The sequence below is a fragment of the Flavobacterium sp. UBA5153 genome (assembly GCA_002413745.1).
Classification (GTDB): Bacteria; Bacteroidota; Bacteroidia; order Flavobacteriales; family Flavobacteriaceae; genus Flavobacterium.
In genome coordinates this window covers 314-16,633 of the sequence record DHXP01000068.1, presented here as the reverse complement: position 1 = coordinate 16,633, position 16,320 = coordinate 314, and the positions used below count along the sequence as shown (strand labels likewise).

General features: G+C 36.9%; 19 protein-coding genes and 1 tRNA gene. 10 read left to right on the top strand and 10 right to left on the bottom strand.

The window, feature by feature from the left end:
- Positions 1-40 precede the first annotated feature (40 nt).
- The 3 genes from B2145_RS13670 to B2145_RS13660 are packed head-to-tail and all read right to left on the bottom strand — an operon-like array spanning position 41 to position 2,158.
- Positions 41-388, bottom strand: a complete 348-nt coding sequence (locus tag B2145_RS13670; protein WP_291103291.1) for a carboxymuconolactone decarboxylase family protein — start codon at positions 386-388, stop codon at positions 41-43.
- Positions 372-1,193, bottom strand: a complete 822-nt coding sequence (tatC, locus tag B2145_RS13665; protein ID WP_291103290.1) for a twin-arginine translocase subunit TatC — start codon at positions 1,191-1,193, stop codon at positions 372-374. Before tatC ends, B2145_RS13670 begins: the two co-directional genes overlap by 17 nt.
- Entirely contained in the window at positions 1,193-2,158 is a 966-nt protein-coding gene (locus tag B2145_RS13660) for a KpsF/GutQ family sugar-phosphate isomerase (protein WP_291103288.1), read from the bottom strand. Before B2145_RS13660 ends, tatC begins: the two co-directional genes overlap by 1 nt.
- Before the next feature lie 86 nt (positions 2,159-2,244).
- On the opposite strand from B2145_RS13660, the gene recQ reads away from it, so the two are divergent.
- Positions 2,245-4,440 carry a DNA helicase RecQ gene (gene recQ / locus B2145_RS13655; protein WP_291103285.1) on the top strand — a complete coding sequence of 732 codons (2,196 nt, stop codon included), beginning with the start codon at positions 2,245-2,247 and terminating at the stop codon, positions 4,438-4,440.
- A gap of 78 nt (positions 4,441-4,518) precedes the next feature.
- Here recQ and B2145_RS13650 read toward each other — a convergent pair whose 3' ends face one another.
- Together B2145_RS13650 and B2145_RS13645 are read right to left on the bottom strand one after the other, a co-directional pair.
- Positions 4,519-4,755: a hypothetical protein gene (locus B2145_RS13650; RefSeq protein ID WP_291103282.1), complete on the bottom strand. Its 237-nt coding sequence runs from the start codon at positions 4,753-4,755 to the stop codon at positions 4,519-4,521.
- Positions 4,756-4,871: 116 nt separating this feature from the next.
- Positions 4,872-5,672: a hypothetical protein gene (locus B2145_RS13645; RefSeq protein WP_291103279.1), complete on the bottom strand. Its 801-nt coding sequence runs from the start codon at positions 5,670-5,672 to the stop codon at positions 4,872-4,874.
- A 140-nt stretch (positions 5,673-5,812) separates the two neighbouring features.
- Here B2145_RS13645 and B2145_RS13640 point away from each other — a divergent pair, with 140 nt between their 5' ends.
- From B2145_RS13640 to B2145_RS13630, 3 genes are all read left to right on the top strand, one after another.
- Positions 5,813-6,064, top strand: a complete 252-nt coding sequence (locus B2145_RS13640) for a hypothetical protein (RefSeq protein WP_291103276.1) — start codon at positions 5,813-5,815, stop codon at positions 6,062-6,064.
- 30 nt (positions 6,065-6,094) lie between these two features.
- Complete coding sequence (locus B2145_RS13635) at positions 6,095-7,657, top strand: NAD(P)/FAD-dependent oxidoreductase (RefSeq protein ID WP_291103275.1); 1,563 nt, start codon at positions 6,095-6,097, stop codon at positions 7,655-7,657.
- A gap of 192 nt (positions 7,658-7,849) precedes the next feature.
- Positions 7,850-8,581, top strand: coding sequence for a ZIP family metal transporter (locus tag B2145_RS13630; protein ID WP_291103274.1), 732 nt, complete (start codon positions 7,850-7,852; stop codon positions 8,579-8,581).
- Between the two features lie 120 nt (positions 8,582-8,701).
- Here the strand turns inward: B2145_RS13630 and B2145_RS13625 are convergent, their stop codons facing one another.
- From B2145_RS13625 to B2145_RS13605, 5 genes are all read right to left on the bottom strand, one after another.
- A complete protein-coding gene (locus B2145_RS13625; protein WP_291103273.1) occupies positions 8,702-9,277 on the bottom strand; it encodes a peptidylprolyl isomerase in 576 nt (191 codons plus the stop codon).
- Between the two features lie 131 nt (positions 9,278-9,408).
- The gene (locus tag B2145_RS13620) at positions 9,409-10,107 is read right to left on the bottom strand and encodes a hypothetical protein (RefSeq protein ID WP_291103272.1); all 699 of its coding nucleotides are present in this window, start codon (positions 10,105-10,107) and stop codon (positions 9,409-9,411) included.
- 59 nt (positions 10,108-10,166) lie between these two features.
- Positions 10,167-11,393 (bottom strand): glycogen synthase, encoded by a 1,227-nt coding sequence (gene glgA, locus B2145_RS13615; protein WP_291103271.1) that lies wholly within the window; start codon positions 11,391-11,393, stop codon positions 10,167-10,169.
- Positions 11,394-11,629: 236 nt separating this feature from the next.
- The gene (locus tag B2145_RS13610; RefSeq protein WP_291103269.1) at positions 11,630-11,851 is read right to left on the bottom strand and encodes an SHOCT domain-containing protein; all 222 of its coding nucleotides are present in this window, start codon (positions 11,849-11,851) and stop codon (positions 11,630-11,632) included.
- Positions 11,852-12,030: 179 nt separating this feature from the next.
- A complete protein-coding gene (locus tag B2145_RS13605) occupies positions 12,031-13,149 on the bottom strand; it encodes a bifunctional methionine sulfoxide reductase B/A protein (RefSeq protein ID WP_291103268.1) in 1,119 nt (372 codons plus the stop codon).
- Between the two features lie 269 nt (positions 13,150-13,418).
- Here B2145_RS13605 and idi point away from each other — a divergent pair, with 269 nt between their 5' ends.
- The 6 genes from idi (at position 13,419) to B2145_RS13575 (ending at position 16,313) form a co-directional block, all read left to right on the top strand.
- On the top strand, positions 13,419-13,946 hold the full coding sequence (gene idi, locus B2145_RS13600; RefSeq protein WP_291103265.1) for an isopentenyl-diphosphate Delta-isomerase: 528 nt from the start codon (positions 13,419-13,421) through the stop codon (positions 13,944-13,946).
- 3 nt (positions 13,947-13,949) lie between these two features.
- Positions 13,950-14,360, top strand: coding sequence for a 6-pyruvoyl trahydropterin synthase family protein (locus B2145_RS13595; RefSeq protein ID WP_291103264.1), 411 nt, complete (start codon positions 13,950-13,952; stop codon positions 14,358-14,360).
- Positions 14,360-14,818, top strand: coding sequence for a peroxiredoxin (locus B2145_RS13590; RefSeq protein WP_291103261.1), 459 nt, complete (start codon positions 14,360-14,362; stop codon positions 14,816-14,818). Before B2145_RS13595 ends, B2145_RS13590 begins: the two co-directional genes overlap by 1 nt.
- Before the next feature lie 61 nt (positions 14,819-14,879).
- A complete protein-coding gene (locus B2145_RS13585) occupies positions 14,880-15,848 on the top strand; it encodes a type I phosphomannose isomerase catalytic subunit (RefSeq protein WP_291103258.1) in 969 nt (322 codons plus the stop codon).
- A gap of 57 nt (positions 15,849-15,905) precedes the next feature.
- The gene (locus tag B2145_RS13580) at positions 15,906-16,172 is read left to right on the top strand and encodes a hypothetical protein (RefSeq protein WP_291103255.1); all 267 of its coding nucleotides are present in this window, start codon (positions 15,906-15,908) and stop codon (positions 16,170-16,172) included.
- Between the two features lie 67 nt (positions 16,173-16,239).
- Positions 16,240-16,313: transfer RNA gene (locus B2145_RS13575), tRNA-Thr, on the top strand.
- Positions 16,314-16,320: the final 7 nt, after the last annotated feature.

Sequence of the window (16,320 nt, the reverse complement as noted above, 5' to 3'; positions counted from 1 at the left end):
ATTCAATATTCGTTATTCCTAAATCCCAATTCCTGAATCCTTATTCTTCATTTTCCAATGCTTCCCAAAATTCATAAGCCCTGCGCAAATGCGGCACGACAATAGTTCCTCCCACCAAAGTGGCAATTCCCATTGCTTCCATCATTTCTTCTTTGGTTACGCCTTCTTTGTAGCTGGTTTCCAAATGGTATTTCACGCAATCATCACATCGCAAAACTGCCAAAGCCACCAATCCCAACAACTCTTTTGTTTTCACGTCAAGCGCTCCAGCCGCATACGCATTGGTGTCAAGATTGAAAATTCGTTTTACGATCTTGTTGTTGTCGGCCAACAGTTTTTCGTTCATTTTGGAACGGTAATCATTGAATTCCTTAACTAGCTTGCTCATTTTTATTTTTTCGTTTATATACTATTGCAGAAATTATAACACTTAATTCAAAAATAATAAGCATTGGGATGGCTACAATTGTTTGGCTCACCACATCTGGAGGGGTGACTATAGCGGCAACAATTAGCACAATTACAATGGCATATCTTCGGTATTTTCGTAAAAATGTAGGCGTTACTACCCCTAATTTTGTCAGGAAATAAATAATTATTGGCAGTTCAAAAAACAATCCGCTGGCAATAATGGATGTTTTTACCATTCCAATATAGGAATCCAAAGTAAATTGGTTTTTTACGATATCACTCACCGAAAATGTAGCCACAAAATTGACTGACATTGGGATAACTACATAATACCCAAAAAGCACGCCCAAAAAGAATAGCATTGAGGAAACAAATATAAATACTTTGGCATTTTTTCTTTCTTTTTCATACAAGGCAGGGCTGATAAACTTCCAAATTTGCCATAATATATAGGGAAAAGCCAAAATAAAACCTGCCAGGATGCACATCCATACAAACATGTTTACCTGACCTTCCATTTCTGTATTCTGTATGATAAAAGGTAATTCGGTAATGCAAATACTGTCGGCAAAACCCAATGAGTGGGATAAATCACAAAAAAAACGGTAGGTAAAAAAGGAGGGTCTTGTGGGGCCAAATATGATGGTGTCAAACAAGTAATCACTTATAAAGTAGGTGCCAAAAGCCATTATTATTACTGCTGCTGAGCTTCGAACCAATAACCATCTTAATTCCTCGAGATGGTCTAAAAACGACATTTCTTCAAGTGTTTTCTTTCCCATTATACAATTCCTTCTTTTAATATGTCATGTAAATGCAATACGCCTTTGTACTCCCCATCATCCACAACAATCAGTTGGGTGATGGCAAAATCTTCGAGAATATTTAATGCGTCTGCCACCATGGTCGTGGACTGTATCATTTTTGGATTTTTTGTCATAATGTCTTTTGCGGTCAAATGGGTAAAAGTATCGTTTTCATTCAGCATTCTTCGAATATCCCCATCGGTAATAATCCCAATCACTTTTTCGTTTTCAACCACGGCGGTAACACCAAGGCGTTTTTCGGAGATTTCGAAAATCACTTTTTTTATGGGTGCATCCGGGGCAACCATTGGTTTCATGGAATATTCAAGCATGTCTTTTACTCGAAGCAATAGTTTTTTGCCTAAAGCACCACCGGGATGGTATTTGGCAAAATCTTCACTGGTAAAATTCCGCAATTCCATTAAGCATACAGCGAGGGCGTCGCCCATAACGAGTTGTGCAGTGGTGCTGTTTGTGGGAGCCAAATTATTCGGACAGGATTCAGCATCAACAGTGGTGTTCAAAACCCAATGGGATTCTTTTGCCAAAAAAGAAGTCATATTTCCGGTTATGGCTATTAGTTTATTGCCAAATCGCTTCAATAGAGGCACGAGGATTTTTATCTCGGGACTATTACCGCTTTTTGAAATACATAGTATCACATCGTCGGCTTGTATCATGCCTAAATCACCGTGAATGGCCTCTGAAGCATGAAGAAATAGCGAAGGGGTTCCGGTAGAGTTGAATGTAGCGACCATTTTTTGTGCGATAATGGCACTTTTTCCTATCCCCGTGACAATCAATCTCCCTTTTGAATTAAACAGGATTTGAGTGGCTTCGGCAAAGCTAATGTCAATAAAATCAATTAGTTTAGCTATGGACTCACTCTCGGAAAGAATGGTCTTTTTTGCCAAAATCAATATATTTTCTTTTGTGTCCAAAATAGAATTATTATAAAATTTGTATGTATAAAAGAAAGTAGTATCTTTATGTGTCGCAAATTTAGATAAAATACCATTAATAAAGAATGAAATCAAACGAAATTGACATACACAAAGAATTAAAGAAGTATTTCGGCTTCAGTCAATTCAAAGGTTTACAAGAACAAGTTATAAAAAGCATACTCAACAAGGAAAACACTTTCGTGATTATGCCTACAGGTGGAGGCAAGTCACTTTGTTACCAGTTACCTGCTCTAATTCAAGAAGGGACAGCCATCGTTGTTTCTCCTTTGATTGCCTTAATGAAAAATCAGGTAGATGCCATTCGAAGTTTATCTTCAGAGAGTGGCATTGCCCATGTTTTAAACTCTTCACTTACCAAAACTGAAATTGCCCAAGTCAAAAAAGACATTAGTTCCGGTTTGACTAAACTGTTATATGTTGCTCCGGAATCCTTGAACAAGGAAGAATATGCCAACTTTCTTCAAACTGTGCCCATTTCTTTTGTTGCTATTGATGAAGCCCACTGCATCTCGGAATGGGGTCATGATTTTAGACCAGAATACAGAAATCTAAAGCATATTATTAAACAATTAGGGGATGTTCCCATTATAGGTCTTACGGCAACAGCCACTCCAAAAGTGCAGGAAGATATTCTTAAAAACTTGGACATGACCGATGCGACAACCTATAAAGCATCGTTCAACAGACCCAATTTATATTACGAGGTTCGGACCAAAACTAAAAACATAGAATCAGATATTATTCGTTTTATCAAACAGCATAAGGGCAAATCTGGAATTATTTATTGCCTGAGCCGTAAAAAGGTGGAAGCTATTGCCCATGTTTTACAGGTAAACGGAATTAGTGCCGTACCCTATCACGCAGGTCTGGACGCAAAAACACGAGCCAAACACCAGGACATGTTTCTTATGGAGGATGTAGATGTGGTTGTGGCCACCATTGCATTTGGGATGGGAATCGACAAACCCGATGTGCGTTTTGTAATTCACCATGACATTCCCAAATCATTGGAAAGCTATTATCAAGAAACAGGTCGTGCCGGTCGCGATGGTGGAGAAGGACATTGTTTGGCCTATTATTCCTATAAAGATGTTGAAAAACTGGAAAAATTCTTGTCCGGAAAATCCGTTGCCGAGCAGGAAATTGGTTTTGCCTTATTACAGGAAGTCGTGGCTTATGCCGAAACCTCAATGTCAAGAAGAAAATTCCTTTTGCATTATTTCGGAGAAGAATTTGATAATGAAACTGGTGAGGGCGGCGATATGGATGACAATGTACGCAATCCTAAAGTCAAAATTGAAGCCAAGGATGAAGTCGTTAAACTACTGGAAATTGTTCGAGACACCAAGCATTTATATAAATCCAAAGAAATTGTTTTTACCTTAATTGGTCGTGTAAATGCAGTCATAAAAGCGCATAGAACGGATGTTCAGCCTTTTTTTGGTTCAGGTTCAGGTCATGACGAAAAATATTGGATGGCATTATTGCGGCAAGTATTGGTGGATGGATTATTATCCAAAGACATCGAAACTTATGGAATCGTAAAAATCACGAAGAAAGGATTGGATTTTATCAAAAAACCAAAGTCGTTTATGATGTCAGAGGATCATGAATATAATGAAAGCGAAGATGAGGCCATCGTAACTGCTGCAAAATCAAGCGGAGTTGCCGATGAAGTTTTGATGGACATATTGCGGGACTTGCGTAAAAAAGTGGCAAAGAAACTGGGAGTTCCTCCTTTTGTAGTTTTTCAAGAGCCTTCGCTCGAAGATATGGCCTTGAAATATCCAATTACAAATGACGAATTGATTAATATTCACGGTGTTGGAGAAGGAAAAGCAAAGAAATATGGCAAGGAATTCTTGGAATTAATCAGCCGTTATGTCAAAGACAATGATATTATTCGTCCCGATGATTTGGTTGTGAAATCTACCGGTGTCAATTCAATCAATAAATTGTATATCATTCAAAATATTGACAGAAAACTACCCCTAGATGACATCGCTTCTTCCAAAGGATTGACCATGGATGCCTTGATAAAGGAAATGGAACAAATCGTCTATTCCGGGACAAAACTGAATATCAAATACTGGATTGATGAAATGCTGGACGAGGACCAACAAGAAGAAATTCACGACTATTTTATGGAGTCTGATTCTGATAATATAGAAAAGGCACTCAAGGAATTTGAGGGCGATTATGATATTGATGAATTGCGCTTAATGCGAATCAAGTTTATAAGCGAAGTGGGGAATTAATACTAGATGATTAGGAATTAGTGTTGGATGCTCAGTTTTGGGATTCAGTTTTTATGCCAATAAAAAACAGAAAACCGCTTACTCAAAAACTTCCCCTCTATGTGGTTTCAAGGCGTCACGAATCAAAAGCATGTCTTTTTCGTCTACAACCATAAATGTTGTGGCATACATCTCGTTTAATATGTTATAGCCGACAGCTTTACATTCGATTTTTTCTATTTCGATGTATTCCTTCAAATGATTTTCGTGATGCTCGGCTGTTTTTCCTGAAGCCGGCCCACGAAATTCCCATATTAGTTTTATTTGTCGAGACATTTTTTGAGTTATTTGAAGCGCAAAGTTACAAAGTCTAATTTGAAAATTGGATATTCAGTTTATCAAACATCTTTGTCAAAGTTTTAAACTTTGACAAAGGAAGTAATAAATACATTTTAAAGTTCTATGCTGTTTTCTTTTGTGAATGATTTTATTTCTTTTGCGATTTCTTCAAGAAGTTTGTCTGAGATATTCATACTTAGTTGTTTTGTATGAATAAGCAATTTGGATTTTCCTCCCTCTTTGTTTGTATGTAAATTATACCATTGTCTTGGATTTTCATCAATGTGTTTAGTTTTTTGAAAATCAACATTGAATAATTTACAAATGTCAATATTGTGTTCTTTTGTATAATGAGAGGTAGCAAAAATTACAATTTGAAAATTCTGAATAAAATCTGATTTAAAAAAAATATTAGATCTTTCGTTAATTGAATTTTTCCGATTTTCCGGATTTTGATCCTTACTATAGTTAGAAGGATTTGCGTTCAGTTCTGTAATAAAAATATCATTATGGAAATCAATTTCGGTGGGTAAGTTTTGAGTTGAAATTCTGATTCTGTTATAAAGTTTTTGATAGTAATACCAAGTACTACTTGTTCCTCCTTTACCAGATTTTTTTTTCTCGTTATAAATAGTGAATTTCTGTCCTTTGTAAGGAAATAACGGATTTATAAAATTGGGATTTCCATTCCAATTTTCAATTGCTAGACTAGGATTTTCAATATTGGCTTTCCAGTTAATCAGGTTCTCTTTTATTTCTCGTTCATATTGTTCAGGCTCTTGTCTAAAATCTACGGCGCATTCCTTTCCAATAATCAAAATTTTTGCATTCGGATTTCCTGTTCCAATATAATTATTAAGATTTTCAGGCTTTGACTTTTTTATAAGTTCTTTAAATTCATTTGAGTAGTTCATATATTTTATTTTTTTTCAAACCTACAATTAAGATTTTGCTTCTCGAAATCTGAATGTAAGAATTTTTATTCTTGTTTTGTTTTTATATTTCTAGTCCGTAATTCTTTCCAATGGTTATCTTTGTAGAAATTTATTTTTAGATGAAACAGTTTGTAGATTTAGATAAAACAACCTTGATGAAATTGAAATTGATTTCGACTATTGAGAAAGTAAGTTCTGATGACTTAATTCAAAAAATTGTGGAATCGTATGTAGAAAATGTATGGCTGAAAAAGTTTAGCGGATTGACAGATGAAGAAAAAGAAGATTTGGGATTATTAATGTTGATGCAAGAAGCTGATAGAAATGATAAAGTAAGTAGAGAGGAAATATTCAGCATTCTATCAAAATAATCTATAAATAACAGTTCAATTTTCACAACAATGCCACAAGAACTTCTACTTCAAGTATCGCCAGAAATAGCCTCAAACGAATTGTTGCTAAAACAACATATTTCCAAATTAATTCGGGTGGATGCCAAGGAAATCCAACATATTTCCATTTTGAAACGTTCGATTGATGCGCGCCAAAAAGCCGTAAAATTCAATTTGAAGGTGACTATTTATTTGGTGGGCGAAGCTTTTCATTCAACTAAAATTCAGCTTCCAGAATATAAAGATGTTTCCAATTCACAGGAAGTCATTGTTGTTGGCGCTGGTCCGGCAGGACTTTTTGCCGCTTTGCAATTGATAGAATTAGGCTTGAAACCAATACTAATAGAGCGTGGCAAAGATGTTCGTGGCCGTCGTCGCGACTTGAAAGCCATCAATGTAGATCATATTGTCGATGAAGACAGTAATTATTGTTTTGGAGAAGGTGGAGCAGGAACTTATTCTGACGGAAAATTATACACACGTTCCAAAAAACGGGGCGATGTCAACCGGATCCTCGAATTGTTGGTTGCTTTCGGAGCATCGCATGACATTTTGGTCGATGCACATCCGCACATTGGCACCAATAAATTGCCACAAATCATCCAGGACATTCGGGAAAAAATTATCGAAATGGGAGGAAAAGTCTTTTTCGAAACCCGATTGACCGATATTATCATCAAAAACAATGAGGTGCAAGGCATCGTTACCAAAAATGGAGATACGATTCTTGCCAACAAAATAATTCTGGCCACGGGACATTCTGCGCGTGATATTTTTGAATTGCTCGACAGAAAACAAATTTTCATCGAAGCCAAAGCATTCGCCTTGGGCGTTCGCGCCGAACATCCGCAATCGCTAATCGACAGCATCCAGTACAGTTGCGATTATCGGGGAGAACATTTGCCGCCAGCACCGTATTCCATCGTGAAACAAGTGGGAGGACGCGGAATGTATTCGTTTTGTATGTGTCCTGGTGGTGTGATTGCGCCTTGTGCGACGAGTCCGGGCGAAGTGGTAACGAATGGTTGGTCACCCTCAAAACGGGATCAAGCAACCGCCAACTCCGGGATTGTAATTGAATTAAAGTTGGAAGATTTCGCGCCGTTTGCCAAATTTGGTGCTTTGGCAGGAATGGAATTCCAAAAAAGCATCGAGCAAAAAGCGTGGCATTTGGCTGGCGAGACTCAGCGAGTTCCCGCCCAAAGAATGGTCGATTTTACCCAAAATAAAGTTTCCTCTAATATTCCGAAAACATCTTATGTTCCCGGAACCACTTCGGTAGAAATGGGGCAGGTTTTTCCGGGATTTCTCACCCAAATATTGCGGGAAGGTTTCGTCGAATTCGGGAAATCAATACGTGGTTTTTTGACCAATGAGGCCATACTTCATGCTCCAGAATCGAGAACTTCCTCACCGGTGCGTATTCCCAGAAATCCGGAAACGCTGGAACACGTTCAAATAAAAGGCTTGTATCCTTGTGGCGAAGGCGCGGGTTATGCCGGTGGAATTATCTCGGCGGCAATTGATGGCGAGAAATGTGCACAAAAGATTGGGGAGATTTTGAATAACTAGAATGATGAAACTAATGTGTTTTTGCTGAGCAGGCCAAACGCGCCAGTTTTTATTTTAGTGCCTATGGCACATTTTTAACCATTTCATACTGCTGCGTTTGACCTAGAGCAGGACGCATATAGCTCGTTTATTTTATCAAATTCACTATCTTTGAAAAGTTGTCTTTTAATTATTTAGTATAATTTTATTTTTATGACCCCAGTTTTGCAAGAAATTATTTTGTTTTCTCTTCTGCCCGTTTTTACCATGATTTTAGGCGGAGTAATTGCCATTGTTAAGAAGCCAAGCGGAAATGTAAGAAGTCTTATTTTGCATTTTGCGGCAGGTGTTGTTTTTTCGGTAGTTTCGGTAGAAATTTTGCCGGATATTATTAAAGAAAATTCTCCTATACATGTTGTTATTGGGTTTTCATTGGGTTTAATTTCAATGCTTCTTATTCGTAAATTTTCTGAGGCAAAAGAAGGTCAAGAAATAGATATTAATCAAAGTAAATTACCTTTAAGCTTACTGATTGCGGTGGCTGTAGATATTTTTATAGACGGTTTGCTTTTGGGAATTAGTTTTATGGCTGGTAGCAAAGAGGGAATGCTCCTTGCGATTGCATTATCTTTAGAATTATTGTCTCTCGGAATGGCAACTTCAACAGAATTGCGTGAAAATAAATTAAGTAAATTTAGGACCATAGGCTTAATCGTTATGCTAACGATGGTGTTTTTTACAAGTGCCGTTTTGGGAACTACTTTATTGAGTGATTTGTCTCCAAACTCCCTAGAGGTTATTTTGTCTTTTGGTATGGCGGCACTATTATTCCTCGTAACCGAAGAATTATTGATGGAAGCTCATGAAGAACAAGAAACCGTTTGGCACACCGCGATTTTCTTTGGCGGATTTTTATTATTTGTGATTTTAGGAATGGTAGTTTAGATTTTAAGACTTATGCTGTTTACATTTACTTGTCTCTTGGAAAGAAATAAAAAATTACAATCTTTATTTTGATTGCGCCTTTTGGAAACAAATTTTATCCTTTGTCTTTTTCAATGTTTATTATTTTCGAGTAATGGATAAAATCAACACTTCGGGTTTAAAATATTGTTCTTGATCGGGGTGAAGTTGTTGAATTTTTTTTACCACACCCATTCCATTGATGACTTTTCCAAAAGCGGCAAATCCCTGTCCGTCCTTGTTTCTTTTTCCGCCATAATCCAAAGCAGGCTGGTCGTTGATACAAATAAAAAAACTGCAAGTGGCCGAATCTGGTTTGTCTCTCGCCATCGAAAGGATTCCGTTTTTATGATGCAAGCCCGTTTTCGTCGTTGTTTCGAGAGGAATCGCCGCGAAAACCTTTGTCGAATCGACTTCGCCACCTTGTATTACCTCAATTTTTACGGAATCTTTCGGTTGATTGTTCAAAGTTACCGAACGAAAGAAGCTGGTGTTGTCATATAAATGCGCATCGACATATTTCAAAAAGTTGGCCACCGTAATCGGGGCTTTTTCAGGATATAATTCGACAGTAATGTTGCCCAGTGCCGTTTTAATAACGCAAATTTCCTTTTTTTGAGCGGAGCCATTCGTGATTGCAAAAAACAAAACAATCAATGTTAGCGTGATTCTTTTCATCGTTTTGGAATGAGTTTTGTTATGGTCAATTTGAGGAGTGGAAGTTCTTATTAATTGAATCCGAAGTCAGGAGACTTCGGATAGCTGGAGTAGGTACGGATTGCAAATCCGCGCTAACGGGATTAGCTGGTTTAATTTTCGCTAAAAGGAATTGAAGAGTTTTCATCAAAGTTCATCATTTTTATTAATGGCTTTTGTTTCAATTTAGTTTTTTTGTAACTATTTTTTTTCCTGTTTTGGTCTTCATTATACATTTCTTTTTCACTTGTTACAAAATTTATTTTTTCATTATAAAAAGCATCTTTTCCATTAGTATGTCCTGCCCAATATTGAAAACTCTCAGCACCTATTAAGTACCATTCATTATTTTGAAGTCTAAAATAGTAAGAGAGAGAGTTTCTTGAGGTTCCTCCTGTTAAGAATTTTATTCCAAGAGTATTCCTTCTTACTTCAATTTTTTCAAAAGGCTCTTGACCTTGAATATCCCAATTACAATTTCCAAATAATTTTGTCGCCGTAGTTGAAAGTTGGAATGTTTTGTCTGTCTGTCTCAAAAGAATTATTAAAATTTTCGGATAAAAGGGTTCAGTGCTAAAACAAGTTTTATCCTCAAAAAGTAAAGGTTTTTTTGTCTGAATTACAACTGCAATGTCGTTTAAACTATCTTTATTGAAATCGCCAGAAATAGTGTCAAGAATAGTCCAATCGGTTGGTATAAAGTCATTTTTGTTTTTGCCTATAGGTTTAATTTTAGGAAATTTGTAATTATCAATCTGCGAAAAGCATAAAGTAGCTGATAATGTTAATATGATTACTAAAATATTTTTCATTTTCAAAATGTTTAATGTAAAGTTATTTTCAACATTATTGCCAATTTGTTTTTACACTCTCAAGCCTTTTCCTTCACAAACCCGTCAATCACTTTTTGGTAATAATCAAAAGTGGTTTTGGCTATCGATTCCCAACTAAATAGTTGCAAAACCCTTGCTCGTCCTGCTTTCCCCATTCGGATTGCCAATGCTTCGTCATCTAGAAGAACGTTGATTTTTGTGGCAAAATCTTTCTGGAATGCTTCGGGGTTGGCAGGATTAAAATCGGTTCTGGAAACGCTCTGCAACGGCACCAAATATCCGGTGTTTCCCTCGACAATGATTTCCGGAATTCCGCCCACATGACTTCCCACGACGGGAGTTTCGCAAGCCATGGCTTCGAGGTTGATGATGCCAAAAGGTTCATATAACGAAGGACAGGCAAACACGCGGGCGTGACTGTACAATACTTTTAATTTTTCGCGTGGCAGCATTTCCGAAATCAAAATCACGCCTTCTCTTTCTTTGCGCAACTCGGCAATCAAGGCTTCGGTTTCGGCTTCGATTTCTTTGGTATCGGGAGCTCCGGCGCAGAGCACGATTTGGCAATTTTTGTTGAAATGTTTGGCGGCGGCAATCAATTGGGAAATTCCTTTTTGGCGCGTGATGCGACCCACAAAAAGCACAAATGGGACTTCGGGATCAATCCCATATCCCAAGAGCAAATTTTCGTTAAACGTGGGTTTATAAAATTCAGGATCGATACCGTTATGAATCACGGTCACTTTTTCGGGAGCAACGCCGTAAGCCTCGATGACGTCGCCCTTCATTTGTTTGCTCACTGCGATAATTCCATCGGCGGTATTGTAGGCGCTATTTTCGATCCATCGCGAAAGGAAATAGCCGTTGCCCAGTTGTTCCACCTTCCATGGGCGGTGCGTTTCTAAACTGTGCGTGGTTAAAATAAGTGGCGCTTGCAATAATTCTCGGGTAAAAATCCCCGCTAGATGCGTATACCAAGTATGGCAATGAATGATGTCGGCTTCAGGCGTGGCTTGCGACATTTCAACATTTCGACTTAGGTTATGAAACATTTTGATGTGTGGATTACTGTCATCAACCATTTTGGTCAGCGAAGAGTTGATTCCGTGCACGTGCATCGTTTCGGTATTTTCCTGTTGGTCGCCAAAACAACGTACTTCAACCTCGCCCAATTTAGCCAATTCCTGGCTAAGAAAGTCGATATGAACGCCTGCGCCTCCGTATATATTGGGTGGAAATTCATTGGTGAAAAGGGCTATTTTCATATTGATATTTTTTTATTGATTCGTATTTTTCTTCTTGTGTTTACGGATTATTACATCAACAACCCAAATATAATAAATTTCCTTTAGCTATTACAAAGCTATAGAAATGAAAGCCCTAAATAGTAATGCATAAAAAAAACCAAAAATCACTTTCCGGTTTTTATCTATTCTATTTTTGTCTGATTTTCAATATTTGTAATTCAAAACGGAATTGGTAAGTTTAAAGTTTTGAACAATTAATCTTTTCCAAGCGTTTTCTTCATTTCTTTATATTCTTCTTTTGTAATCTCGCCTTTTGCAAATCTTTTTTTCAAAATGCCCAAAGGAGTCTCTCTTTTTGTTCGCTGACCAGGAATATCCCAGGGAGTTGCAAATATCCATAGTATTATAATTATCCAAAATATCCACCAGAAGAGATGCATTCCCCAAAATTGATGTTCATCATATATGTGCCACATAACTTTTTATTTTAAAGTTAAACATTTGGTTTTTACTCACGTAAATATATGAATTTCAAAATAATGACGCAATTATATAAGATTTATTTTTATATTTGAATGGCATCAAAATGTCTTTGACAGGCTCAAATTGACATTCATTTCATTATTTTTAATGCAGATTTTTTTACCATAAAAGTTTATTTCTTTTTCAATCGGTTCTTGAAAAGTTTTTCGAATTTTTCAATTTTGGGTTGGATGACCATCTGGCAATAAGGTTGGCTTTTGTTGTTTTCGTAGTAATTTTGATGGTAGTCTTCGGCTTTGTAAAATTGGGTAAACGGTTCGATTGTCGTGACAATAGGCCTGTCATACACTTTTGCTTTTTCCAAATCATTGATAATTGTTTGCGCTGCCAGTTTCTGTTCTTCGTTTTTATAAAAAATTACTGAGCGGTATTGTGTTCCCACATCGGCGCCCTGACGGTTTAGCGTGGTTGGGTCATGAACGGTGAAGAAAACCTTGAAAATTTCGTCCAATGAGGTGATTGTTTTGTCATAGGTAATTTGAATGACTTCGGCGTGACCGGTATTTCCGGAACAAACTTCTTCATAAGTGGGATTAGTTGTTTTTCCACCAGAAAATCCTGAAACCACCGATTTCACTCCGTTTAATTTTTCGTAAACCGCTTCCACACACCAGTAGCAACCGCCTCCAAGCGTGATAGTTTCAAGGTTATTTTTGCTTTTGTTTTCTATAATCGTTTTATCTGGGACAAAATCCAATGCTATGGAATTCATGCAATATCGTTTACCTGTTGGAGCTGGGCCATCATCAAAAAGATGTCCTAAATGTCCGCCACATCTGCCGCAAAGTGCTTCGGTTCTTTTCATTCCATACGAACTATCTTCTTTGTAAACCACGCTGGTCGCATTGTCTTGTTCAAAAAAACTTGGCCAACCACAACTGCTTGAAAATTTGGCGGTGGAACGAAATAGTTTATTGCCACAAGCGGCACAATAATAAGTTCCTTTTTCGTCGGTATTCCAATATTTCCCGGTAAAAGGTCTTTCGGTGTCGGCGTGCCGTGACACTTCGTACAAATCTTCGGGCAATACTTTTTTCCATTCGGCATCGGTGAGATTGAGTTTGGTAGTGTCGGTATTTGAGTAATACGGATTCTCTGGTTTGCTAATTGTATTTTCCATTGATGAAGGTTTTGTGATATAGTTTTGTTTTTTTGTTATTTGTCCACAAGCTTGAAACATAAATAAAGGGAGCAAAAATAGTAGGATACGAAATTGGATTGTTGTTTTCATGTTTTTTCTTTTTATACCACAAATGCATAATGCCAATGAGTATCAAAATGTCGTGTACTTTACAAATGAATAATTATTTAGTAAACTTTAACAGTTATTTTTTTGGCTCGAAATTCCATTTATATTGAATATCTAAATAGTCCGGAACTCATTTTCAGGGAATAAAATTAACCTATTCGATTATTAAACGCTCGTTAAACTTTTCATAAACTTTCCACAGCCCCAAAATCAATTTCTTTTTTCGTATTTTTGACAAGCTAAAAATAGATATGAAAGAAGAGAATGTAATATTGGTTAACCAAAAAGATGAGCAAATAGGGTTGATGCCCAAACTTGAGGCACATGAAAAAGCGGTATTGCACCGAGCGTTCTCTGTTTTTGTGCTAAATAATAAAAATGAAATTATGCTTCAGCGACGTGCGCAGCACAAATACCATTCGCCGTTGTTATGGACGAATACTTGTTGCAGCCACCAGCGCGAAGGCGAAACCAATATTCAGGCTGGAAGCCGAAGATTATTTGAAGAAATGGGTTTCAAAACCGAGTTGAAAGAATTGTTTCATTTTATATATAAAGCACCTTTCGACAACGGATTAACAGAGCATGAACTCGATCATGTCATGATTGGTTATTATAATGGAGAACCAAAAATAAATATCGATGAAGTGGAAAATTGGAAATGGATGAGTATTGAAGACGTGAAAAATGATATGCAGTTGCATCCAGAAATTTACACCGTTTGGTTTAAAATTATTTTTGATGAGTTTTATCACTTTTTAGAAGATCATAAAATTTAGAAAATGAGAGTAACCGTTTCAAGAAAAGCCCATTTCAACGCAGCCCATCGATTGTATCGAAAAGACTGGACTTTTGAACAAAACGATGCTGTTTTTGGCAAATGCAACAACCCCAATTTTCACGGACATAACTATGAATTAATAGTGAGTGTAACTGGTGAAATTAATCCAGAAACGGGTTACGTGATGGATATTAAAGATTTGAGTGATTTGATTTTTGAAGAAGTGGAAAATCCTTTCGATCATAAAAACCTGAATCTTGATGTTCTCGAATTTGAAAATCTAAATCCAACCGCCGAAAACATAGTGGTTGTCATTTGGAATAAAATCAGAAAAAGGATAAAACCCGAGTTTGATTTAGAAGTAGTTTTATTTGAAACACCGCGAAATTTTGTAACTTATAATGGGAAATAATGGCATTAGGAGTAGGGGACAAAATCCCCAAGTTTTCAGCAAAAGACGGTAATGGAGACGATTTTGACAGCGTGTCAATCGTTGGTAAAAAACCGATTGTATTTTATTTTTATCCAAAAGATCAAACTCCGGGTTGCACGGCACAAGCCTGCGGTTTTCGAGATAAATACGAAGACTTTAAGGTTTTGGGAGCCGAAGTTATAGGTATTAGCAGTGACACTGTTGCCTCGCATCAAAAATTTGCCAAACAATACAAGCTGCCTTTTACTTTGCTTTCAGACAATGATAAAAAAATCAGGACCCTTTTTGGTGTAAAGCCCGATTTGTTTGGTTTGCTTCCAGGAAGAGTAACCTATGTGGTTGACAAGAATGGAATAATCCAACTGATTTTTGATAGTTTAGTCGCCACAAATCATATACCGAGAGCATTGGAGGCAATTAAAAAAATTGTATTATAAATTACCAAAATAGTATCATAGTTTATTATCCAAATGGATGAAATTTGTTATCAAAAAAAATATGGACACAAAAATATATCCTTTACAATTTTCTCCAATTTTCAAAGAAAGAATCTGGGGCGGAACCAAGTTGAAATCATTGCTCAATAAGTCGATTGTTTCAGACAGAACAGGCGAAAGCTGGGAAATATCAACCGTTGAAGGTGATGTAAGCATTGTTTCAAATGGAGCTTGGGCGGGAAAATCACTCAACGATTTGATAAATTCAACTCCCGAAGCCATTTTGGGAACCGAAGTTTTTAAAAGATTTGGGAAACAATTCCCCCTGCTTTTCAAATATCTTGATGCCCGCGAAGATTTATCCATACAAGTACATCCCAATGACGAGTTGGCAAAAAAGCGCCACAATTCTTTTGGCAAAACCGAAATGTGGTACATTGTTCAAGCCGATGAAAACGCTAGAATAATTGTTGGTTTCAAGGAAAAATCCAACGCCAGCGAATACTTGGAAAATCTAAAAAACAAAACGCTACTTTCTATCCTTGATGATGTAAAAGTGAAAGAAGGGGATATTTTCTTTCTGGAAACGGGAACCGTTCACGCCATTGGTGCCGGACTGGTTGTTGCCGAAATCCAGCAAACTTCTGATATTACCTATCGTATTTATGATTTTGACAGGGTAGATGCCCAAGGAAATTCAAGAGAATTGCATGTTGATTTGGCTCTTGAAGCCATCAATTACAATAAAGTTGATACCCATAAGAAATACAATACAGTATTAAATCAATCGAATACTGCGGTGGATTGTCCTTATTTCACGACCAATTTTCTCCCGTTGGATGGAGAAATTTCCATCAACAAAACAGGAAATACATTTACGGTGTATATGTGTGTCGAAGGCAGTTTTGAAATTGATTGCAACGGCGCAAAATTTCAATATAAAAAGGGAGACACCGTTTTAATTCCTGCTGCCCTGAAAGCTTTCATTCTCAAAGGAAAAGCTTCAATTTTAGAAATTTATATTTCATAGTCGGTAATAGAAAGATTATGTGTACTTTTGCAGACGCAAATTAAAATTAAAAATAAAATGGCAAACGTTAAGAATTTAAAGAAAGACATCAACTACGTTTTAGGAGATATTATTGAAGCAGTTTACTTGTTTGAAATTTCAACTTCAGGAAAACCAACCACAGAAACTAATGCTTTAATTGATGAAGCTATTGCAGCTTTTGATGCTTTGATTACAAAAGTAAACGCTAAAAAAGTAGAAGATAAAAAAGCGCACTTCAAACAAATCAATGTTGAGTTGGAACAAACTGCAAATCAATTGATTGCCAAAATCAACGAATTGTAGCATAAAAAAGGGCAAATTTATTTTGGAAAATTCAAATTCAGACTTATATTTGCACCCGTATTGAGTCGCCAGCGTAGCTCAGTTGGCTAGAGCAGCTGATTTGTAATCAGCAGGTCGTGGGTTCGAGTCCCTCCGCCGGCTCTTTTAT